Annotated in this window: 20 protein-coding genes; 19 read left to right on the forward strand and 1 reads right to left on the reverse strand. The window is 42.2% G+C overall.

All coding sequences use genetic code 11. From position 1 onward, the window contains the following. Window positions 1-254: 254 nt before the first annotated feature. The 16 genes from atpD (at window position 255) to B2400_RS01520 (ending at window position 17,767) form a co-directional block, all read left to right on the forward strand. On the forward strand, window positions 255-1,757 hold the full coding sequence (atpD, locus tag B2400_RS01445; protein ID WP_149524927.1) for a F0F1 ATP synthase subunit beta: 1,503 nt from the start codon (window positions 255-257) through the stop codon (window positions 1,755-1,757). Window positions 1,758-1,871: 114 nt separating this feature from the next. Next, the gene (atpC, locus tag B2400_RS01450) at window positions 1,872-2,120 is read left to right on the forward strand and encodes an ATP synthase F1 subunit epsilon (RefSeq protein WP_149524926.1); all 249 of its coding nucleotides are present in this window, start codon (window positions 1,872-1,874) and stop codon (window positions 2,118-2,120) included. 366 nt (window positions 2,121-2,486) lie between these two features. Beyond that, a complete protein-coding gene (locus B2400_RS01455; RefSeq protein ID WP_149524925.1) occupies window positions 2,487-3,377 on the forward strand; it encodes a branched-chain amino acid transaminase in 891 nt (296 codons plus the stop codon). Further along, window positions 3,361-5,061 (forward strand): dihydroxy-acid dehydratase, encoded by a 1,701-nt coding sequence (ilvD, locus tag B2400_RS01460; RefSeq protein ID WP_293930340.1) that lies wholly within the window; start codon window positions 3,361-3,363, stop codon window positions 5,059-5,061. Before B2400_RS01455 ends, ilvD begins: the two co-directional genes overlap by 17 nt. A gap of 176 nt (window positions 5,062-5,237) precedes the next feature. After that, a complete protein-coding gene (ilvB, locus tag B2400_RS01465; RefSeq protein WP_286650588.1) occupies window positions 5,238-6,980 on the forward strand; it encodes a biosynthetic-type acetolactate synthase large subunit in 1,743 nt (580 codons plus the stop codon). A gap of 1 nt (window position 6,981) precedes the next feature. Continuing rightward, entirely contained in the window at window positions 6,982-7,572 is a 591-nt protein-coding gene (gene ilvN / locus B2400_RS01470) for an acetolactate synthase small subunit (RefSeq protein ID WP_149524922.1), read from the forward strand. Between the two features lie 12 nt (window positions 7,573-7,584). Next, window positions 7,585-8,055, forward strand: coding sequence for a DinB family protein (locus B2400_RS01475; protein ID WP_149524921.1), 471 nt, complete (start codon window positions 7,585-7,587; stop codon window positions 8,053-8,055). Between the two features lie 37 nt (window positions 8,056-8,092). After that, the gene (ilvC, locus tag B2400_RS01480) at window positions 8,093-9,574 is read left to right on the forward strand and encodes a ketol-acid reductoisomerase (protein ID WP_149524920.1); all 1,482 of its coding nucleotides are present in this window, start codon (window positions 8,093-8,095) and stop codon (window positions 9,572-9,574) included. A 96-nt stretch (window positions 9,575-9,670) separates the two neighbouring features. After that, the gene (leuC, locus tag B2400_RS01485) at window positions 9,671-11,068 is read left to right on the forward strand and encodes a 3-isopropylmalate dehydratase large subunit (protein WP_293930344.1); all 1,398 of its coding nucleotides are present in this window, start codon (window positions 9,671-9,673) and stop codon (window positions 11,066-11,068) included. Window positions 11,069-11,086: 18 nt separating this feature from the next. After that, a complete protein-coding gene (locus B2400_RS01490) occupies window positions 11,087-11,368 on the forward strand; it encodes an antibiotic biosynthesis monooxygenase family protein (protein WP_293930346.1) in 282 nt (93 codons plus the stop codon). Window positions 11,369-11,403: 35 nt separating this feature from the next. After that, the gene (leuD, locus tag B2400_RS01495; protein ID WP_149524916.1) at window positions 11,404-11,988 is read left to right on the forward strand and encodes a 3-isopropylmalate dehydratase small subunit; all 585 of its coding nucleotides are present in this window, start codon (window positions 11,404-11,406) and stop codon (window positions 11,986-11,988) included. Further along, window positions 11,988-13,451, forward strand: a complete 1,464-nt coding sequence (locus tag B2400_RS01500; RefSeq protein ID WP_293930348.1) for an ATP-binding cassette domain-containing protein — start codon at window positions 11,988-11,990, stop codon at window positions 13,449-13,451. The genes leuD and B2400_RS01500 overlap by 1 nt, the downstream gene beginning before the upstream one ends. Before the next feature lie 3 nt (window positions 13,452-13,454). Then, window positions 13,455-14,528, forward strand: coding sequence for a 3-isopropylmalate dehydrogenase (gene leuB, locus B2400_RS01505; RefSeq protein WP_149524912.1), 1,074 nt, complete (start codon window positions 13,455-13,457; stop codon window positions 14,526-14,528). A gap of 33 nt (window positions 14,529-14,561) precedes the next feature. Next, window positions 14,562-15,716, forward strand: coding sequence for a 2-isopropylmalate synthase (locus B2400_RS01510; protein ID WP_149524910.1), 1,155 nt, complete (start codon window positions 14,562-14,564; stop codon window positions 15,714-15,716). Between the two features lie 56 nt (window positions 15,717-15,772). Further along, complete coding sequence (ilvA, locus tag B2400_RS01515) at window positions 15,773-17,026, forward strand: threonine ammonia-lyase IlvA (protein ID WP_149524908.1); 1,254 nt, start codon at window positions 15,773-15,775, stop codon at window positions 17,024-17,026. A gap of 171 nt (window positions 17,027-17,197) precedes the next feature. Next, entirely contained in the window at window positions 17,198-17,767 is a 570-nt protein-coding gene (locus B2400_RS01520) for a DUF2911 domain-containing protein (RefSeq protein WP_149524906.1), read from the forward strand. A gap of 472 nt (window positions 17,768-18,239) precedes the next feature. On the opposite strand, the gene B2400_RS01525 is transcribed toward B2400_RS01520, so the two are convergent. After that, window positions 18,240-20,636 (reverse strand): alpha/beta hydrolase family protein, encoded by a 2,397-nt coding sequence (locus B2400_RS01525; protein WP_293930352.1) that lies wholly within the window; start codon window positions 20,634-20,636, stop codon window positions 18,240-18,242. A gap of 480 nt (window positions 20,637-21,116) precedes the next feature. Between B2400_RS01525 and B2400_RS01530 the strand changes: the two genes are divergently transcribed. The 3 genes from B2400_RS01530 to nrdE are packed head-to-tail and all read left to right on the forward strand — an operon-like array spanning window position 21,117 to window position 23,847. After that, on the forward strand, window positions 21,117-21,350 hold the full coding sequence (locus B2400_RS01530) for a glutaredoxin family protein (protein WP_149524904.1): 234 nt from the start codon (window positions 21,117-21,119) through the stop codon (window positions 21,348-21,350). A gap of 24 nt (window positions 21,351-21,374) precedes the next feature. Further along, entirely contained in the window at window positions 21,375-21,782 is a 408-nt protein-coding gene (gene nrdI, locus B2400_RS01535) for a class Ib ribonucleoside-diphosphate reductase assembly flavoprotein NrdI (RefSeq protein ID WP_187773969.1), read from the forward strand. After that, window positions 21,742-23,847 (forward strand): class 1b ribonucleoside-diphosphate reductase subunit alpha, encoded by a 2,106-nt coding sequence (gene nrdE, locus B2400_RS01540; RefSeq protein WP_149524903.1) that lies wholly within the window; start codon window positions 21,742-21,744, stop codon window positions 23,845-23,847. Before nrdI ends, nrdE begins: the two co-directional genes overlap by 41 nt. The last annotated feature ends 63 nt before the right edge of the window (window positions 23,848-23,910 follow it).

A 23,910-nucleotide genomic window follows, 5' to 3' on the forward strand; every position in this document is an offset into this window, starting at 1 on the left:
AAGGACTGTCACATTCTTGATTTATTGACAATCGATCAAAAGAGCCATCTTATTATTTATATCGGTCAAAAAATCAGCCTTTTAAATACCTATATTCTTAGTAAATGATAGGGTTAGAGGGCTTTTAAAAAAAATATCCATTTATTTAGCACTTGTCTTTTGCTTTTAAGGAGATAAAACTTATTTTTGCATTCCAAAATGCAGTGTGTAAAAAGCTGTATTAAAATTGAATAATAAATTTTAGTCCCTATAATATGCCCAATATTGGTAAAATAGCGCAGATTATCGGCCCAGTAGTTGACGTCAACTTTGCCGACAATGAAAATCTTCCTAAGATTTATGATGCCTTGTACATTGAGAAAGAAAATGGACAACGCATTGTATTAGAGGTTCAACAGCACTTAGGTGAGGAACGTGTTCGTACGATTGCAATGGATGCTACCGAAGGTTTAGTTCGTGGCATGAAGGTAGTTGATACTGGCGCTCCGATCAAAATGCCAATTGGCGAAGAAATTAAAGGTCGCGTATTCAACGTTGTTGGTGACCCAATTGACGGTATTAAAAGTTTGGACAAAACAAACGGTCGTCCTATCCACAACGTACCTCCAAGATTCGAAGATTTATCGACAGAATCTGAAGTACTATTCACAGGTATCAAAGTTATCGACTTATTAGAGCCTTACGCAAAAGGTGGTAAGATCGGTTTGTTCGGTGGTGCTGGTGTAGGTAAAACGGTATTAATCCAGGAGTTGATCAACAACATCGCAAAAGGACACGGTGGTTTATCCGTATTCGCAGGTGTTGGCGAGCGTACTCGTGAAGGAAACGATTTACTTCGTGAGATGTTGGAGTCCGGCATTATCAAATATGGTGAGCACTTCATGGAAGGCATGGAAAAAGGCGAATGGCCTTTGGAAAGTGTAGATTTAGAGTTGATGAAAGATTCTAAATGTACATTCGTGTTCGGACAGATGAATGAGCCTCCTGGTGCACGTGCGCGTGTTGCCTTATCAGGATTAACAATTGCAGAATATTTCCGTGACGGTGATGGCGAAGGCCAAGGTCGTGACATCTTATTCTTTATCGATAACATCTTCCGTTTTACGCAAGCAGGTTCTGAAGTATCGGCTTTATTAGGTCGTATGCCTTCAGCAGTAGGTTACCAACCAACACTTGCTACAGAGATGGGTTTAATGCAAGAGCGTATTACATCGACTAAAAACGGATCTATTACTTCAGTACAAGCGGTATACGTTCCTGCCGATGACTTAACTGACCCTGCTCCAGCGACAACTTTCGCTCACTTGGATGCAACAACAGTATTGTCACGTAAGATTTCTGAGTTAGGTATCTACCCTGCGGTTGACCCATTGGATTCAACTTCACGTATCCTTTCTCCAGCGGTTTTAGGTAATGAGCATTACGATACTGCACAACGCGTAAAAGAAATTCTTCAACGTTATAAAGAACTTCAAGATATCATCGCTATCTTAGGTATGGATGAGTTATCTGAGGAAGATAAATTAACCGTACACCGCGCACGTCGTGTACAACGTTTCTTATCTCAACCGTTCCACGTTGCAGAGCAATTTACAGGTTTGAAAGGTTGTTTAGTAGACATCAAAGACACAATCAAAGGATTTAACATGATCATTGATGGTGAAGTTGATGAATACCCAGAAGCATCTTTCAACTTAGTAGGTAGCATCGAAGACGCGATCGAAAAAGGTAAAAAACTATTAGCAGAAGCAGTTTAGTACTAGATATTAGATAATAGACATTAGATTTAAGACTCTGTTCAAAAGAGTAGAGTCTTAAATTGTTTTTCAAAGTCTAATATCTTATATCTCAAATCTCATATCTAAACAACAATGAATTTAACAATTATTACTCCAGACAAATTAGCTTACGAAGGTACGGTTACTGCTGTTACAGTTCCTGGATCTGCTGGTTCCTTTCAAATTTTGAAGGACCACGCTGCTATTGTGTCTACGCTAGATGATGGCAAAGTCATTATTAAAAATAATAATGACGAACAAGTCATTATTATTAAAGGTGGTGTGGTTGAAGTAAAGGACAACAAAATCATCATTTTAGCGGAAGGAATTGCCGGAGAATAGATAGATAAAAATAAAGATTTTGTAGCCCTTAAAACTTCAGGTTTTAAGGGCTATTTTTTTGCAAGCTATTTTACATTTTTAGGGATTTCAGGAAGAATTTTGAGACTTTTTGAAAAAACTCGATAAACCAAGGAATATACCGATTTTAGTTTTAGTCTACTAACCTCAAAACTAAAATGTAATAAATATCAATTTTTATAAAATATTATTTTGTTAATTTTTAATCGTCAAAATAATAAACTTAATGAAAATACTTTATTTGGCTATTGTAAGAAATTTTAAATCGGAGTAACTTACAAAGTGATAAAATCACGGTGAGTGTAAACCGAATAAATAGTTCGATTCAGGTAACAAAAAAAGAAGTGTATGCAGTACTATAATCAAGACACCCAGATCTACTTAAATAATAGCTTTGTAAAAGCTAGCAGTGCCGGTGTAGACTTATTCGGTCAATCGTTGCATTATGGCTATGGCGCATTCGAAGGATTACGCGCATATAGCACGCACAACGGCACACGCATCTTTAAGGCAGAAGAACACTACGAGCGATTAAAGAGATCATGTGAGGCAATAGGATTGCCTTATACATGGAATAATCGCGAGCTTATTGAAAAGACTTATGAGCTACTGGAGGTAAACAACCTGCGTTCGGCATACATCCGTCCGTTGATCTATTCGGGATCGAATATGCACCTGACCTCAGCGACCTCGGCAAACATCATGATTGCTGCCTGGGAATGGGGACCTTATTTGGGGCAGAACCTATTAAAGGTGAACATTTCGAAAATAGAGCGTCCGAATCCGAAGTCCTTCCCTGTAGGGGCGAAAGTTTCCGGACAGTTTATCAACTCTATCTTAGCAACCAGTGACGCTATTCAGCATGGTTTTGATGAGGCCTTATTGGTAGATCAGGAAGGTTTTGTGGCGCAAGCTTCGAGCGAGAACTTATTTATCGAGAAAGACTTTAAGATCTATACCCCACCGTTGGGTAATATCTTCCCTGGAATTACACGCCAGACCGTTATTGATATCTGTAAAGGATTAAACTTTGATATTATTGAAAAGCGTTTGTCTGTTCAAGACGTTTATGCTGCAGACAGTGCTTTTTTAAGTGGTACCGCAGCGGGCATTATAGGAATTAAACAAGTAGACCAGGTTGTTTACCCGGAAGCATGGGAAGACAGCATTGGCGCATCTATCCAACGAAAATATAAAAACTTAGTATTAGAGCAAGAGAATTATGAAGTCATCATCTGATAACGAAAAGGGAATCAACAAGTACAGTAAGATCTTTACGCAAGATCAGACGCAGCCAGCGGCAAAGGCTATGCTCTATGGTATCGGCTTGACCGATGCAGACATGGAGAAAGCACAAGTTGGTATTGCGAGTATGGGTTATGATGGGAACACCTGTAATATGCACCTAAATGATTTGGCGAAAGTCGTCAAAAAAGGAATTTGGGATAGCGAATTGGTGGGTCTGACCTTTGGAACTATTGGAGTGAGTGATGGAATGAGTAATGGTACAGATGGGATGCGCTATTCGCTAGTTTCACGCGATGTTATTGCGGATAGCATCGAAACAATCTGCGGCGGTCAATACTATGATGGGGTAGTAGCGATTCCCGGCTGCGATAAGAATATGCCCGGTGCTATTATGGCGATGGGCCGCTTGAATCGTCCTGCTATCATGGTTTATGGCGGAACGATTGCTCCTGGTCATTATAAAGGCGAGGAACTGAATATAGTATCGGCATTTGAAGCCTTAGGAAAAAAGGTTGCAGGCACTATTTCTGATGAGGATTATGATGGAGTGATCAGACATACCTGTCCGGGAGCAGGCGCTTGCGGTGGTATGTATACAGCGAATACCATGGCTTCTGCAATTGAAGCGATGGGGATGAGCTTACCTTACTCCTCTTCTAACCCGGCGACTTCAAAAGAAAAACAAGAGGAATGTTTAGAAGTCGGAAAATACATCCGTATTCTATTAGAAAAAGATATTAAACCTTCGGATATCATGACACGCAAAGCTTTTGAGAATGCGATGCGCACGATCGTTATCCTAGGTGGTTCAACAAATGCTGTATTGCACTTTATCGCAATGGGTAAATCGGTAGGAGTCGATATCTCTCCTGATGATTTCCAACGCATGTCTGATGAGACTCCGGTATTAGCGGATTTCAAACCTTCAGGAAAGTACTTGATGCAGGATTTACATCAGTATGGAGGTATCCCAGCGGTGCTTCGTTATTTGTTGGATGAAGGGCTATTGCATGGCGATTGCTTGACCGTAACGGGTAAGACCATGGCGGAGAACTTAGCGGATGTTAAATCTATTATGGATTACAATCAGCCAATTATCCAGCCATTGGCGAAGCCAATCAAAGCAACGGGTCACCTTCAGATTCTATACGGCAACTTGGCAGAGCTAGGTTCTGTGGCGAAGATATCAGGGAAAGAAGGTGAGAAATTTACTGGTCCTGCGCGCGTATTTGACGGAGAGCATGATCTAGTGGCTGGTGTATCGACGGGTAGAATCAAGCCGGGCGATGTCATCGTTATCAAGAATGAAGGTCCTAAAGGAGCTCCTGGAATGCCGGAGATGTTGAAACCGACTTCATTGATCATCGGCGCAGGCTTAGGAACATCGGTTGCATTGATTACCGACGGCCGCTTCTCTGGCGGAACACATGGATTCGTTGTAGGACATATCACACCTGAGGCTTACGAAGGCGGATTGATTGGTCTGGTACAGGATGACGATGTTATTGAGATCGACGCGGTAAATAATACGATTAACCTGAAGGTTTCTGATGAGGAGATCGCTAAACGTCGTGCTAATTGGACAAAGCCAGCCTTGAAGGTAACAAAGGGCGTCTTATACAAATACGCGAAGACTGTAGCTAACGCTTCAGAGGGCTGTGTGACGGATATGTAGTTAGATGTTAGATGTGAGATATTAGATATTAGAGCAGGGGTTAACACTAGAGGTCAGCGAGGAACAATATCCACATCATGACAATAGAATTTGAACATTAAATTTTAATATACATTGGGCGAACAGGCGAGCAAGCTATCTTACCGATAAGGTCCAATGTCTAAATTCAATAAATAATGAGTACACTTGAAAAAACGGAAACTTTGGAAGCTACTACCGTAGCGGCAAACACACAGATTAGTGGTTCGCAAGCGGTTTTAGAGGCCTTAATCCACGAGGGTGTGGATACCGTATTCGGGTATCCGGGTGGTGCGATTATGCCAATTTATGATGCGTTGTATGATTACAATGATAAATTGAAGCATATTTTGGTGCGTCACGAACAGGGTGGAATTCATGCTGCACAAGGATACGCACGTACATCAGGACGTGTGGGTGTGGCTTTTGCAACAAGCGGTCCGGGCGCTACAAACCTAGTTACAGGTTTGGCGGATGCGATGATTGATAGCAATCCAGTGGTCTGTGTTACAGGTCAGGTATTTGCTTCATTGCTAGGGACAGATGCATTCCAAGAAACTGACGTGATTAACATTACTACTCCAGTCACGAAGTGGAACTATCAGGTTACTGATGCCAATGAGATTCCAAGTGTACTAGCGAAAGCATTTTATATTGCTCGCACCGGTCGTCCGGGGCCAGTATTGATTGATATTACTAAGAATGCACAATTACAGCTTTTCGATTATGAAGGCTATGAAAAGTGCAACCATATTCGCTCATATCGCCCTGCTCCTATTGTTCGCAAGGAATATGTAGAGGAGGCAGCGCGCGTAATCAATGCGGCAAAGAAACCATTTGTCTTATTCGGCCAAGGCGTTATCCTAGGTAAAGCAGAGGAGGAATTCCAGCGTTTTATTGAAAAGAGCGGATTCCCTGCGGCTGCAACCGTAATGGGCTTGAGCGCCCTTGCTACTGATCACCCGCTTCATGTCGGTATGTTAGGTATGCATGGTAACTATGCGCCAAACGTGATGACCAATGAGTGTGATGTATTGATCGCTATTGGTATGCGTTTCGATGACCGTGTAACCGGTCGTTTGGATAAATATGCGAAACAGGCGAAAGTGGTCCATTTGGATATCGACCCTGCAGAGATCGACAAGAATGTGAAAGCAGCTGTTCCTGTATGGGGCGACTGTAAGGAAACACTTCCGATGTTGACTGCCTTATTAGATAAGGTAGATCACAGCGCCTGGTTACAGCAGTTCCGCGAATTGGAAAAAGAGGAAATCAAGGAAGTTATCCAGGAGGAACTTAATCCTACGACGGATATCATGACGATGGGCGAAGTTGTTCGTGAGCTTAATGAGCTAACGGGTGGTAATGCTGTTATTGTTACTGACGTCGGTCAACATCAGATGGTAGCTTGTCGTTACGCAAAATACACTCAATCAAAATCCAGTGTTACATCAGGAGGCTTAGGAACGATGGGATTCGGTTTGCCTGCGGCAATCGGTGCTTGGTATGGTGCTCCAGATCGTGATGTCATTGCGATTATCGGTGATGGTGGTATACAAATGACTATTCAGGAGCTTGGAACGATTATGCAGTTTGGCGCAAAGGTGAAGATTCTCATCTTAAACAACGAGTTCTTAGGAATGGTTCGCCAATGGCAGCAGTTGTTCCACGACAAACGTTATTCGTTTGTGAATATCACCAGCCCTGACTTTGTTGCTGTAGCGAAGGGATATTATATCGATGGAAACAAAGTATCAGAACGTCAGCACCTGAAATCAGCATTGAAGACAATGCTTGAGCATGATGGCTCTTACCTATTGGAAGTGATGGTGGGGAAAGAGAACAACGTATTCCCGATGGTTGCACAAGGAACGAGTGTTTCTGAAATCAGATTGAAGTAAAATGGAAAAGCAAGAATATACAATAACTGTTTACACAGAAAATACTATCGGGATGATCGGCCGTATCACCGGAATCTTCTCGCGCCGTAAAATCAATATAGAAAGTTTGAACACCTCCCCTTCTGAGGTGGAAAATATACACCGCTTCACGATTCTGATTACCGAATCGGAAGAGGTTGTCCGCAAGCTATGCCGTCAGATTGAAAAACAAGTGGAAGTATTGAAAGCTTATTTCAATACGAACGATGAGTTAATTTGGCAAGAGCAAGCTTTATATAAGGTCCCAGCAGATGTAATTGCTGAGAAAGCATATGTAGAGCGTTTATTACGTCAGTACGGAGCTAACGTTGTTGTTATCCGTAATGACTACATCGTCTTCGAAACAGCAGGACATCGCGAAGAGATCGACCGCCTAACGGAAGAACTTGGGAAGTACAAGCTTATCGAATTTGTTCGTGGCGCTCGTATCGCTATCATTAAAGATAGCGCAGGATTCCACAAAAAGCTTAAGCAGTTCGAACAGGAAGAGCCAGCACCGGAAATCGTTGAAAACGAGTTCCTGGATCAACGTGATGATGTATTTACTATGTAATTCGGGACGTAGATGGAAAATGTATTTAAATTCATATTCGAGAGTCGCCGTGCTTTCATCAAATTAATCGAAGAACTTAACTTAGAACAGTTGAACGAAGTCCCTGCAGGTTTCAATAACAACATCATTTGGAACTTCGGCCATATCGTTGTCAGCACACAGACCCTGAGCTATACACGCACTGGAATCAAAGAAGGCGTAAGCTGGGTAAAGTATGTGGATGCATATGCTAAAGGCACAAAGCCAACATACTTTGTGGAGCAAGCGGAAGTCGATGAACTGAAAGCCCTAGCCTTATCGACGATCGAGGAAATCGAAAATGATTACAAGGAAGGTGTATTCGATATTATTACAGCTTATGAAACTGCTACTTATGGTGCAACGATGAATACCATCGAAGATGTCCTGACCACCTCCATTGGCCATGACAACCTGCATCTGGGATACGCAGTAGCCCAAAAACGCATAATCAACAATCAATAATCAATCTAAAAAGAAAAATATTTTAAACAGTACAGCAATGGCAAATTATTTCAACACATTACCTCTTAGAGAGCAGTTAAATCAATTAGGTGTCGCAGAGTTTATGGATTCTTCAGAATTCAACGATGGTGTAAATGCTTTAAAAGGTAAAAAGATCGTAATCGTAGGATGTGGTGCTCAAGGCTTGAACCAAGGTTTGAACCTTAGAGATAGTGGTTTAGATGTATCTTATGCTTTACGTAAAGAAGCTATTGAACAAAAAAGAGATTCTTGGAAAAATGCAACGGATAACAACTTCAATGTAGGAACTTATGAAGAACTTATCCCTACTGCTGATTTAGTGATCAACTTAACTCCAGATAAACAACACACTTCGGTAATCAATGCGGTAATGCCATTGATGAAAGAAGGCGCTACATTATCTTATTCTCACGGTTTCAATATCGTAGAAGAAGGTATGCAGATCCGTAAAGATATTACTGTCATCATGGTAGCACCGAAATGTCCGGGCTCAGAAGTTCGTGCAGAATACTTGAGAGGATTCGGCGTACCTACGCTAATCGCTGTTCACCCGGAGAATGATCCTCAAGGTAAGGGCTGGGCAGAAGCAAAAGCTTACTGTGTCGGAACGGGTGGCCACCGCGCAGGTGTTTTGAAATCATCTTTCGTAGCGGAAGTGAAATCAGACTTAATGGGCGAGCAAACTATCCTTTGTGGTTTATTACAAACAGGCTCTATCCTATCATTTGACAAAATGGTAGAGAAAGGAATCGACGCCGGCTATGCTGCAAAACTTGTTCAATACGGTGTGGAAGTGATCACAGAAGCGTTAAAACATGGTGGTGTGAGCGGTATGTTCGATCGTTTGAGCAATCCAGCTAAAGTTAAAGCTTTCCAATTGTCGGAGGAATTGAAAGACATTATGCGTCCTTTATTCCAAAAACACCAAGACGATATTATGTCGGGTCATTTCAGCAAAACAATGATGGAAGACTGGGCGAATGGCGATGCGAATCTATTGAAATGGAGAGCAGAAACTGGAGAAACCGCTTTTGAAAAGACTGCTGCTGGTGATGTTAAAATCGACGAGCAAGAATACTTCGATAACTATTTACTGATGTCTGCATTTGTTCGTGCAGGTGTGGAATTAGCTTTCGAAACCATGGTAGACGCAGGTATCAAGCCAGAATCTGCATATTACGAGTCATTACACGAGACTCCATTAATCGCAAATACTATCGCTCGTAAGAAATTATTCGAGATGAACCGTGTTATCTCCGATACGGCAGAATACGGTTGTTACCTATTCGACCAGGCATGCAAGCCATTGTTGAAGGACTTCATGAGCAAAATCGACACGGATGTTGTTGGTAAAAACTATAATGAAGGCAAAGACGGGTCAGTAGACAATATAACATTGGTTCAGGTCAATGAGCAATTACGTAATCACGAGGTTGAAGTAGTGGGTAGAAAGCTGCGTAAAGCTATGACTGCCATGAAAGCTATTAAAACTATTTAAATTTTTCGTAAATTAGATAGCTTTCAATGGGGTAAAATTAATAATCTCATAATTTTACCCCATTTACAATTAAAACCAAACAGTTCAATAAAAGAAATGGGAAAAACATTAGTAGAAAAAATTTGGGATGCACATGTCGTCAAGCGTGCTGAAGGGTTTCCAGATATGTTATATATCGATACCCATCTAATCCATGAAGTAACCTCTCCGCAGGCTTTCGATGGATTACGCAAAAGAGGACTACCGGTATTCAGACCTCAACAAACGGTAGCCACTGCTGACCATAATGTGCCTACATTAGATCAGCACCTTCCAATAAAAGAAGAGCTATCTCGCTATCAGGTAGATATGCTTACAAAAAACTGTAAAGAATTCGGCATTGAACTATACGGCTTAGGACACCCTTACCAAGGTATTGTCCATGTTATAGGTCCTGAGTTAGGTATTACACTTCCCGGAAAAACAATGGTGTGTGGGGATAGCCATACTTCAACGCATGGTGCTTTCGGTGCTATTGCATTTGGTATTGGTACTTCACAGGTTGAGCAGGTATTTGCTACACAATGTTTATTGCAACAGAAACCAAAGACCATGAAGATCGAGGTCAATGGTGAATTAGGCAACGGAGTAGGTGCGAAGGATATCATCCTTTACATTATTTCAAAAATCTCTGCTGCTGGTGGGACTGGATATTTTGTTGAATACGCAGGTTCAGCTATTCGTTCTTTAAGTATGGAGGGTCGAATGACGATCTGTAATATGAGTATAGAAATGGGTGCTCGCGGTGGTTTGATTGCACCGGATGAAACTACCTTCGAATATATCAAGGGAAGAGAATTTGCTCCAAAAGGCGAAGAATGGGATAAAGCATTAGCCTATTGGAAAACATTATACTCTGATGATGATGCACAATTCGATGAAGTATTAATATTTGACGCTGCGGATATCCAACCGATGATTACCTATGGTACTAACCCGGGTATGGGGATCGGTATTACGGAACACATCCCAACCACAGATTCTCAACCTGAGAATGAGCGTCCATCCTATCAAAAAGCGCTGGATTACATGGGCTTCCATGATGGCGATTCTGTAATCGGCAAGCCCGTTGATTATGTCTTTATTGGAAGTTGTACAAACTCTCGTATCGAAGATCTGCGTCAAGTCGCTGCCTTTGTCCAAGGTAAAAAGAAAGCCGACAATGTAGAAGTTTGGATTGTTCCGGGATCAAAACAAGTTGAAGCCCAGGCAAAAGAAGAAGGTATCGACAAGGTATTTGAAGCAGCAGGCTTCATGCTTCGTGAACCCGGATGTTCAGCATGTCTAGGGATGAACGAGGATAAGATTCCTGCAGGTAAATACTGTGTTTCGACTTCTAACCGTAACTTCGAAGGACGTCAGGGGCCAAATGCTCGTACGATGTTGGTAAGCCCATTGAGTGCAGCAGCAGCAGCAGTAGCCGGCAAAATCGTAGACGTAAGAGAATTGGTATAACGAAGAGGTTTCTCGTCTATGGTATTGGAGGTTGCAATTCTACATATTAAAGCTGGTCTTTCTAGCGAATTTGAGAAGGCTTTTAAAGAAGCTGAAGCAATCATACAGTCCATCGACGGATATATAAACCATGAATTAAAAAAGTGTATGGAGCATGATGATCAATATATCCTGCTTGTCCATTGGAAAACCCTAGAAGATCACACGATTGGCTTTAGGCAATCAGAAGTGTATCAGGATTGGAAAAAGCTGTTACATCACTTTTACGATCCTTTTCCAAAGGTCGAACATTACATTTAATTCTGACATTCCTCTAAAGCATAATAAATAAAGAGATGAAAAAATTTGAAAAACTATCCTCACGCGTAGTTCCTCTACCGATAGAAAACATAGATACCGATCAGATTATCCCGGCGCGTTTCTTAAAAGCGACAACACGCGAAGGCTTCGGTAACAACTTATTCCGTGACTGGCGATTCGACAGTTACGATCAGCCGAAGGTTGACTTCGTGATGAACAATCCTACCTATTCAGGAAAGATTCTTGTTGCTGGAAAGAACTTCGGATGTGGTTCTTCCCGTGAGCATGCTGCATGGGCTATACAAGACTACGGATTTGACGTGGTTGTTAGCTCATTCTTCGCGGATATCTTCAAAGGCAATGCCTTGAACAACGGCGTATTGCCTATCACGGTTTCAGAGGAATTCCTTGAAAAAATCTTCGACAAGGTATTTGTTAACCCGGATACGGAACTTGTTGTGGATTTAGAGGCACAGACACTAACGATTGCCGAAACAGGTGATCAATTCACCTTTGAAATCAATCCTTACAAGAAATCATGCCTAATTAATGGCTATGATGATATCGACTTCATCTTAAGCCATAAAGCAGAAATAGAAAACTTCGAAGCAGCAAGATAATGCCAGTAACGGTGCATATACGAGACTTTTCGCTCGCATACGGAAGACATTCCGTTTTGCAGGATTTGTCATGGACCATTGCGAAAGGCGAACAGCTTGTATTGGCTGGTAAATCTGGCTCCGGCAAGACTAGCTTAGCGAAAGCCATAGCCGGACTTGTCAAAGGAACTGGACAGGTGGAAATCAACTACGACCTGTCCAGCTCTTTAGCTCAAAAAACAGTGTATGTCGCCAATTGGTATCAGTTTACCAATCTTGAAGGCGACCGTAATTTCTATTATCAGCAGCGCTATAACCGTCACCAAGGACATGATACGCTGACGGTGCATGCAGAATTGATGCATTTCGCAGAAAAAGAAGGCTTAGATTTTTCCGCAATTCAGGAAAAGATCAAGGCTTTCGGATTTGAGAATGTACAGCAGTCCCAATTGATCGAGTTATCCAGCGGTGAACACAAGAAATTACAATTAGTCAAGGGACTTTGGCAAAAACCGCAGTTGCTCATCATCGATGAACCTTACACCGGCCTTGACACAAATTCACGCGCAGTACTCAACGAATGGCTAGACGAATTGATCGTCGAGGGTGTTCAGTTGCTATTGATTACAAACGATAAGCAATTGCCTCATGGAATTAATTCCATCGTACAACTTGTTGATGGCCGTATTGAAAAAGCTGATAGTCTAGACGAGGTATTGCAAGACGCGCAACGCGTCAAGAAGCCATTGCCTAGCTTCCTGAAAGCCATCCCTGAGACGCCATATTCGCATATCGCGGAATTAAAGGATATTGTCATCCGATATGGTGAAAAGGAAGTCTTGAAAAAGGTTTCCTGGTCTGTCAAGGTAGGCGAAAAATGGTTATTACAAGGACCGAATGGTTCCGGGAAGTCGACTTTATTGAGCTTAATCAATGGCGACCACCCGCAGTCCTACGGTTTGTCCATATCGTTATTCGGCAATCCACGAGGATCTGGCGAGAGCATTTGGGACATCAAGGAGAAGATCGGCATGATCTCGCCGGAGATGCACTGGTATTTTGATCAGCAGGCGACCGTATGGCATACCCTTGCTTCTGGATTCTACGATAGCATCGGATGGTTTATCGATGTAAAATTTCAGGAGAAAAAACAAATTGAAGAACTCATGGATTTCTTTGATCTTACCGAACATAAAGATCAATTGCTCCATACGCTTCCCCTCGGGAAGCAGCGACTGGCCATGCTGGCCAGAAGCATTATAAAGAATCCTCCCCTCTTGGTGTTGGATGAGCCGTGTCAGGGATTAGATACCACACAGGCTAAGTATTTTAACGATGTAGTAGACGAGCTTTGCCAATATGGCAAGACGTTAATCTATGTTGGCCATTATGAAAGCCAACTGCCAAACTGCATTGAACATAGAATTGTATTAGAGCGTGGCGAAGTAAAAGCCATTGAACATAAAGTAGAAAACGTTTTATAGTATATGAGAAAGAACATTCTTATTATTCCGGGAGATGGAATTGGACAAGAAGTAACGACTTGGGGAAAACAAGTATTAGAAGCTATTGCAGAAAAATACGGCCATGAGTTCGTTTTTGACGAAGCGATTATGGGTCATACAGCCATTGAAGCTACCGGAAATCCACTGCCAGATGAGACATTAGAAAAAGCTAAATCCTCAGATGCTATTCTTTTCGGTGCTATCGGACATGCAAAATATGACAACGACCCTTCGGCAAAGGTACGCCCGGAGCAAGGGCTATTGAAAATACGTAAAGAATTGGGCTTATATGCTAACCTACGCCCAATCCTATTATTCGATGAACTATTGGATGCTTCCAGCTTAAAGCCTGAGGTTTTACGTGGAACAGATATACTTTTCTTCCGCGAACTAACCGGCGATGTGTACTTCGGCGAGAAAAACCGCAACGAGGACAACACCTTCGCATCTGACTTAATGAACTATCACCGCTATGAGGTGGAGCGCATCGCGCGCAAAGCTTTTGAAGCAGCGAGAACACGCAGCAAAAAACTATGCTCGGTAGATAAAGCCAATGTGTTAGAAACGTCCAGACTATGGCGCGAAGTGGTACAAGAGCTTGCTCAAGAGTATAGCGATGTAGAAACAGAGCACATGTTCATCGACAATGCCGCTATGCAATTAGTGAAGAACCCTAAGAAATTCGACGTCGTGCTTACGGCGAACCTTTTCGGCGATATCCTAACCGACGAAGCATCACAGATAGCAGGCTCTATGGGTATGCTAGCTTCGGCATCGATGGGCGATGGCACTGGATTTTTCGAACCTATCCATGGCTCAGCACACGATATTGCAGGCCAGAATAAAGCAAATCCACTCGCCTCTATCCTATCCGCAGCATTGATGCTGGACATCGCTTTCGGACTACAGGACGAAGCAAAAACAGTGACGCAAGCCGTTGCTGATACCTTGAAAGCCGGCTGGAGAACAGGCGACATTGCTAATGCAGAAACCCCTGCCGACAAAATATTAGGCACCAACGAAATGGGCGCTAAAGTATTAGAATTCATCAAGTAATTTAACCAAGGAATAAACATAAATAGAAACGACATGTTACACGATCCTAATCACTTATACATTTTCGACACTACCTTGAGAGATGGAGAACAAGTACCGGGATGTCAATTAACGACACCAGAGAAAGTCGAGATTGCCAAAGATTTGGAACGCCTAGGCGTCGATATCATTGAGGCTGGCTTCCCTGTATCTAGTCCTGGCGATTTCCAATCCGTAGTGGAATTATCTAAAGCTGTCAACAATGTAATTATCTGTGCACTGACCCGTGCTAACAAAAACGATATTGATGTAGCTGCTGAAGCATTGAAATATGCGAAGCGACCAAGAATACACACTGGTATCGGCTCATCAGACATGCATATCAAGTACAAATTCAACAGCACACGCGAGGAAATCTTAGAGCGTGCGGTTGAAGCGGTGAAACATGCAAAAACCTATGTCGAAGACGTAGAGTTCTACGCGGAAGATGCCGGACGTGCTGATTTAGCATTCTTAGCACAAATGATCGAAGCCGTAATTGGCGCAGGCGCAACGGTAGTCAATATCCCGGATACAAACGGTTACTGTTTGCCGGATCAATACGGTGCTAAAATCAAATACTTAAAAGATCATGTTCAAAACATCGACCAAGCTATCATCTCTGCACATTGCCACAACGACCTAGGTCTGGCGACGGCAAACTCTATCGCTGCTGTACAGAACGGTGCTCGCCAGGTGGAATGTACCATCAATGGTATTGGCGAACGTGCCGGAAATACTTCGTTAGAGGAAGTAGCTATGATCTTAAAAGTTCATAAGCAATCGTTCGGCGGCATCACATCCAACATCGACAGCACCATGTTCACCGCGCTTTCTCGCAAGGTTAGCGAAATGATGAACATGCCTGTACAGCCTAACAAGGCAATCGTTGGCCGCAATGCATTCGCTCACAGTTCGGGTATCCACCAAGATGGATTCCTAAAACACAGAGAGAATTATGAGATTATCCGCCCGGAAGATGTAGGTTTATTAGAAGCCGATATCATCCTTACGGCACGCTCCGGTCGCCATGCCTTGAAGCATCACCTAGAGCGCCTAGGCTACAACCTAGACAAAGATAGTCTTGCCGATTGTTATCAACGTTTCTTAGTATTAGCCGATGCGAAGAAAGACATCAACGACGAAGATTTACTAACACTAGTAAAATAATAATAAAAGGCTGGGTTTTCCAGCCTTTTAACTCCCTAATACAAATCAATACCAACATGAGTTTGGATTTATCAACCTTAACCATAGATAGCGTTCAGGCCAAAGAACAAATCAAGGATGTAGTAAAAAGGACTCCTTTACAATACAACCACCATTTATCGGAGAAGTATAGCGCCGAAGTCTATCTGAAACGAGAAGACCTACAAGTAGTACGCTCCTATAAACTTAGAGGAGCATTCAATAAAATCAGCAGTCTTTCTGCTGAAGAACTGTCGCATGGCGTTGTATGCGCGTCTGCGGGCAACCATGCCCAAGGCGTAGCGCTATCCTGCAAGCGACTGAACATCAAGGGCGTTATTTTTATGCCAGGCCCTACCCCTCGCCAGAAGATTACCCAAACAGAAATGTGGGGAAATGGCAATATCGAAATCGTCCTTACGGGCGACACCTTTGATGACTGTCAAAAAGGCGCGCTAGCTTATGCTGCAGAACATCACATGACGTTCATCCCTCCGTTTGACGACATCAAGATTATCGAAGGACAGGGAACTGTAGCCGTGGAAATTCTAGAAGATCAACCGGATATTGATGCTGTATTTATCCCCATTGGTGGTGGAGGCTTGTCCTCAGGCGTCAGCTACCACATGAAGAAGTTTGCACCGAATGTAAAATGCTATGGTGTCGAACCAGAAGGCGCACCTTCCATGCAGGCTGCGTTGGAAAATGGCAGTCCAATTGAATTGGAACAGATCAACAAATTTGTTGATGGCGCTGCTGTAAAGAAAATCGGTGCACTGACCTACGAAATTAGCAGTCAACTGTTAGATAGCGTAAAATCCATCCCAGAGGGAAAGATTTGTACGACCATATTAGAACTTTACAATAAAGATGCGATTGTCGTAGAACCAGCCGGAGCGCTATCTATCGCAGCACTAGAATTCCATAAAGAAGAAATCAAAGGCAAGAAGGTAGTTTGTATCGTTTCGGGCGGAAATAATGACATCGACCGCATGAGCGAAATAAAAGAAATGTCGCTGCTTTACGAAGGCTTCAAACATTACTTTATCGTCCGATTCCCACAGCGCCCCGGTGCATTACGTCTATTAGTAACCGAAGTATTAGGTCCTAAGGATGATATCACACGCTTTGAATACATCAAAAAGACCGAACGCGAGCGTGGTCCGGCACTTATCGGTATCGAGCTGAACGATCCAAAAGATTATACCAGCTTTATAGAACGATTAAAGTCTTATAAATTCGACTTCATCGAAGTCAACAAGGATCAAACGTTATTTGAATACCTTGTTTAACTGCTCAACTAACCGTTCCTTATATTTAGAAATGGGGGCTGCGCACTGCAGCCCCTTTTCATTTTCAACCAGCAGATAAACCAATTCATAATCAATATTTTAACACTTTCGCCTGCAAACTATTTTTAGATGGGCTTGTTCTATTTACATACTAATCCAAAAGGAGGAAATATGAAAAATATAACATTCCTAATCAGTTTTCTGCTCTTATGCACACTTGGATACGCGCAGAAACCGCCTATGCCCAAGGCAACGATGCCAGCGACAAAAATGACGAAGGCCGATAAACCGAAACAAGTTGCAAGCCCACTCGACAGTTCAACAGTGACCACCAGCGACGGCGTTACGATCAATATCCGCTATGGTAGCCCCTCATTAAAGGGACGCGAAATAGGCGTAGACCTTGTGAAGCCTGGCGAGCGCTGGCGTACGGGCGCTAACGAAACAACCACCATCGAATTTGACAAAAACGTAACGGTAAACGGACAAAAACTTCCAGCAGGAAAGTACGGTTTAAACACCATTCCGGGAGAGCAAAGCAGCACCCTAATTTTTAATAAAAATTGGCAACAATGGGGTACCAAATTCGAGGAAAAAGATGACGTCCTAAAAGTCGAAGTACCTAACGAAACTACAACAGAATCGCTAGAAAGACTAAAAATTACAGCAGACCAGACCGGAAAAATCCATCTGGGATGGGGAACATACGGACTAAGTATGGATGTAAAAGCAGACCAATAAGCTGCATATACTATTCTAACATCCTTCGATACACTTCCCTTTCAAAACCCTTACAAACCCAATTGAAACCCCAATCAAACCCGCTCGGAAGCGGGTTTGATTGGGGTTTCAATTGGGAGTAGTTAGTAGTTAGTATTTAGTAGTTAGACCTATGACGTGAGATATTAGATATTAGATATTAGATGTTAGACAGTATAGTTTGTTTGCTTGATTGATTGATTGATTGATTGATTGGTTGATTGGTTGATTTGGAAGGGAAGGATGGGTTGTCTTTGAACCAGGAAAGGAAGGATGAAAAGATGAGCAGGATCCTGTCAATCCTTGCATCCCTCTTTTCCTCATTCAAAACAACCTTTATTCTCGCTTAAAAGACAAATTCCCCTTCCTTTCCTTGTTCAAAACAGCACAAAAAAAGCAGGAGTGAATTCACCCCTGCTCTAAAATCTAATGTCTAATATCTAATGTCTAAAATCTACTTCTTCAAATACTTTTCCAAAAACTGGTCTTGTTCCCATAATAAGTGGAAGATATTTTCCTTAGCTGCATATCCGTGTGATTCGCGAGGTAGGATAACCATGCGGACCGGGGCCCCTAGGTTTTTCAATGCTTGGAAATAGCGTTCAGTTTGTAATGTAAAAGTTCCAGGGTTGTTATCCGCTGCGCCGTGCACTAGCAACATCGGTGTTTTCATGCGGTCAGCACTCATAAATGGCGACATCGTTACGTAAAGCTCAGGATTATCCCAGAAGTTGCGTTGCTCGCTTTGGAATCCGAAAGGTGTTAGCGTACGGTTGTATGCACCAGAACGTGCGATACCAGCTGCAAACAGTTTTGAGTTGCTCAACAAGTGTGCTGTCATAAAAGCGCCGTAAGAGTGGCCACCTACCGCAACGCGGCTGCGGTCGATATATCCTAGTTGATCGACGGCGTCAATCGCTGCCTCGGCGTTGGCAACCAATTGAGGAATAAACGTATCATTGGGTTCAGCTGTACCTTCACCTACGATTGGGAATGCGGCATTGTCAAGAACGGCGTATCCTTTAGATACCCAATAAACGAAAGAACCATAGTTAGGGAATGTAAATTCCTTCGGGTTGTTGGTGCTTTGTCCGGCAGTCGCCTTGTCTTTATATTCTCTTGGATAAGCCCAGATTAACAAGGGTAGTTTCTCCTTTTTCGACTTGTCATAGCCAGCCGGAAGATATAAGGTGCCGGAAAGTTCCACGCCGTCTTTACGCTTATAGTTCAATACTTCCTTATGAACTGCTTCCAAAGATTGAAATGGGTTTTGAATGTTGGTTACTGCCTTTTGTTTGCCCGATTTGATATTCTTGCTGTAGTAGTTTGGAAAATCCTTTGGCGATTGTAAGGAAACGATGATATCACCTTTGTTAATATCCACTACTGATGAGATACGCTCTTGCATTTCAGAAGCCTTTGCGGTATATAAACGTTTCTTCTTCAAAGTCTTCAAGTTCATCTCGTCGATAAATGGGAACTCACCTTCTTTCGTATACCCATCGCCGATCAAATAGATATTGTCTTTATTGATGTACATGCTATAGGTTCCGAAGTTGTTTTTATCCAAATGTACTTTTCCAGGATCACCATACACATCCTGGCTATTTCTATCGTCGATTAGCTTCGTTTCACCTGTCGTTGGGTTCAGCAAGAATGTTTTCACGTTTCTGGTATCATACCAGCGTGAACTTACCAAAGCGTATTGATCATTTCCGTAGAATGCGCCGCCAAAGCGGTCTGCTATTTTCATCAACGATTTGGGTGAGCCGTTGAAAGGTGCTTCCCAGTTGAATAGCTCGTCGCGCCATTCTGCGGCCTTGCTTGCATCGCCCCCATCGATAGCTTCCACAAACGATAAGGTCGCTGCTTTGTCGGGACGCCAGCTAAATGCACGTTTGCCCGGTCTAACCGAAGAGAAACCCTTAGGCATCACCTCAATCAAAGGTGTTTCGTTTACCTTTTTAACCAAGTTGCCCTTCAAGTCGTAAATATTCGTTTCCTGTGGGAAGTTATAATATGGAACCACATAGGAGAATGGTTTTTTCAAGGTGCTCACCATTACATAGTTGCCATCAGGCGAAATACTAGAACCTACATATAGATCGGCGTCTTTAAACTTCTCTTCTTTTCCTTGCAGGTCTACCCATACTAGTTGGGAATTGCCCAGTTCGACGAACTGTTCCTCGTCTTGTGGAGTTTTCAATAGATCTTGGTAGGTACGTAGTTGGGAAATCTGACCGCCGCTTGTCGAAACGATAGGGCCGGCAGGAACATTGTCGTCATCGATGCGACGTACGGGCGGAATCACTCTTTTGTTAACCAGCAATTTATCCGAAGTGCGATTCCAACGGAATGGCGCGTCCAGCACCGCATTAAGTTCTTCGCGCGTTAATCTATCAATTCTGCGTGTCGCTAGATCCAATACATAAAGCGCTGTTCCATTTTCTGCAGTGATAGTAAATGCTGCTTTTTTAGAGTTAGGCGAAAAGCTTAAGTTAGCGATCAGGGCGTTGTTAGGGAGGTTAAGCTTGTCAAAAGTCTGCTTTCCGTCCATCGAGCGCAAATCGATATCGTTGTAAAATACTTCATCGCTAGGCATACCCGTAGCAGCATTCATACGTAGACCTGCCAAACGAGTTTCTGCTTGGCCAAGGTCAGTAAGACTTTTATAAGTTGGTCTGTAAAGGAATAGTACCCAATTTTTATCGGGGCTAATCACTACTGCTGGAGGCCTTTGATAGTCTGCTAATGCTAAGATTTCTGCCGATGGCTTTTGGTAGCTCAAGTTTTCTTGCGCAAAGCCCAGCGTACTTAACAAGAGAAAGACTATTAGAAAGTAATTTTTCATAATGCAATTGTTAATATTAATTCAATGTTATTTTTGGAAGTCCTAAAATACTGAATTAAACGGGTTAACGGATATTGCGACAAGTCTTTTACAGAGACTGTTATTTTTAGGTTAATTTCTTGTATTTTCGAATCCGATTTCCATATAGCAAAATGGAATAAAAAGCCTATTTTTTGCAGATAAAATGACACTAAAAAAACGGAACAAATTGCAGTGTATTTTGCGTAACAAATTCCTCATATCAAGTTATCCACATAGTAGAATCCTTGAAAATCAACAGCTTATTATTACCCACGTGTTGCCAAGCGCGTTTTAAGCGGATAGTTGTGGACAATGTGGAAAAGTATAGCTTAGTATCTGAAGATATTAATGAGATATTTGTTCTAGTTGAGAATGTAACCTTCTCCAATCAAACGTTTTTTCATTTATCAAAGTTCCGGACTCTACTACCGAGCTTGGGATTTTCAAACTTAATATAACATGGCAAGAATCATTAAATTCGAAAAAAATGACTGTGCACCATGCGCACAGGTATCGGCATACTTAGACAACAAAGGTATTGCCTACGAAACTATTAATCCATTCGACGAGCCGGAATTAGCTGTTAAGTTTAAAGTTCGAACGGTGCCGACGGTAATCGTTTTGGAGAACGACGAGATTAAGAATCGTATCATTGGATTTAACCCTGCCGAGTTAGATCAGATCGCATTATAATATTAAATCATTTAGCCTATATCTATGATTTATCTATATTACGACTCACGAACAGGCAACGTGGAGCGCTTTATCAACAAAGTGATCCAAGTTACAGGCTGGACAGCTATTCGTATTCAAGAGGATACGGTAATTACTGAGCCCGGCCATTTGGTAACATATACCACCAATTTCGGCAAGGTTCCTGATAAGACCGAGGGTTTCGCGAATAAATTCGCAGAGCACCTTTACTCGGTAACATCTAGCGGTAATCGCAACTGGGGACGAAACTACGCGATCGCAGCGGAGAAGATTTCGGATCACTATGCCATTCCATTGGCGATGAAATTTGAACTTTCTGGCACATTGGAAGATATTAATCAATTTATTGACATCATCAAAAATCAGCACTATGATAGCAAACGAGGTAGCGAAAAATTGGATATTGCTTAACAACGAAATCATGATCAAACATGATGACGAGTTCAGCCTCCACAAAGATAAAGAGGCTGTACGCGCCTATTTCCTTGAATATGTAAATAAGAATACTGTATTCTTTTACACATTGAAGGAGAAAGTAGATTATTTAATAGAAAACAACTATTACATTGATTTCTATGAATGGTTTACATTCGAGCAAATGGAAGAGGTTTACAATTATGTATTCGCTAAGAAATTCCGTTTCCAATCGTTCATGGCAGCGTTTAAATTCTTCCAAAGTTACGCCTTGCGCGACGACTCTGGCGAGAAGTTTTTAGAGCGCTATGAAGACCGCGTTGTTGCTGTATCTTTATTCTTGGCAAGAGAAGAGGGCGTACAGAAAGCTATTGAGTATGCAGAAATCATGATCAATCAAGAATATCAGCCCGCTACCCCGACATTCTTGAACGCTGGAAAGAAACGTTCCGGCGAGTTGGTTTCCTGTTTCCTAGATGAAATTGGTGATAACTTAAACGGTATCGGCTATGCGGTAGATTCAGCTATGAAGCTTTCATCTATCGGTGGTGGTGTATCATTCAACATCTCTAAGATTCGTGCTCGTGGTGAGGCTATCAAAGGTGTTGAGGGCCGTGCAGGCGGTGTATTGCCTATCATGAAGATCATGGAGGATACATTCTCTTACGCTAACCAATTAGGACAACGTCCGGGCGCAGGAGCTGTGTACTTAAATATTTTCCACTCGGATATCGAGGAGTTCTTAGACTGTAAGAAAATCAACGTAGACGAGAAAGTACGTATTAAATCATTGTCTATCGGTATCATCGTTCCTGATAAATTCATGGAATTGGCGGAGAAAGACGAGCCTTGCTACTTAATTTACCCACATACGGTAATGCAAGAGTATGGTAAATACCTAGACGAATTGGATATGGATGAGATGTACGATGAGCTGATCACCAATCCAAATGTTAAAAAGAAAAAAATCAATGCACGTCACTTATTAGTGAAGATTGCACAGACACAGAAAGAATCAGGATATCCATATATCTTCTTCAAGGAGAACACGAACCGCGAGCATGCTTTGAATGGCATTGGCAAGGTTAAATTCTCAAACTTGTGTACTGAGATTATGCAGGTTTCAGAAGTGTCGGATATTAATATCTACGGTAAAGAAGATACCATCCGTTATGGTATTTCCTGTAACCTAGGTTCTTTGAACGTAGCGACCGTTATGGACAACAAACGTATCAAGGAAACCGTAAAAACAGCGATGCGTGCATTGACAGTGGTTACTGACGTAACGAACATCGAGATGGTTCCATCGATTGCTAAAGCGAACAAAGAATTGCACTCTGTTGGTTTAGGAGCGATGAACTTACACGGTTATTTAGCGAAAAGCTTTATCATGTATGAATCTACTGAGGCATTAGACTTCGCGAATACATTCTTCATGATGATGAACTACTACTCTATCGAAGCTTCTATGGAGATTGCGAAAGAGCGCGGTAGAACATTCGTAGGCTTTGAGAAATCTGCTTATGCTGACGGAACATACTTCGACAAGTACTTAAACCGCGATTACTTACCAAAAACTGATAAAGTTAAAGAATTATTCGCTGGTGTTCATATCCCTACAGTTGAGGATTGGGACAACTTGAAAGCTCAGGTAAAAGAGCACGGTATCTACCATGCTTACCGCTTGGCGATCGCTCCTAACCAGTCGACTTCGTACATCATGAACGCTACGGCTTCTGTGATGCCGATTGTAGATATCATTGAGGTAAGAGAGTATGGAGATAGTACAACCTACTACCCTATGCCTTACTTAACGAACGACAACTATTTCTACTTCAAGTCGGCTTATGATATGGATCAGATGAAAGTGTTGAAATTGATCTCGGTTATCCAACGTCATATTGACCAAGGGGTATCGACTATCCTTCACACGAATTCTAAGGATTCTACGCGCGACTTAGCGAAGTACTATATCTATGCGCATAAATTAGGATTGAAGTCCTTGTATTACACAAGAACACGTAAATCCACGATTGAAGAGTGTATCTCTTGTTCGGCATAGATTCCACAACAAATAGATAAAGATATTACTAGAGGGCTGAATTGCATGTAGGACATCTACATC

This window comes from Sphingobacterium sp. UBA6645, assembly GCF_002455685.1.
In the GTDB taxonomy this organism is placed as follows: Bacteria; Bacteroidota; Bacteroidia; order Sphingobacteriales; family Sphingobacteriaceae; genus Sphingobacterium; species Sphingobacterium hotanense.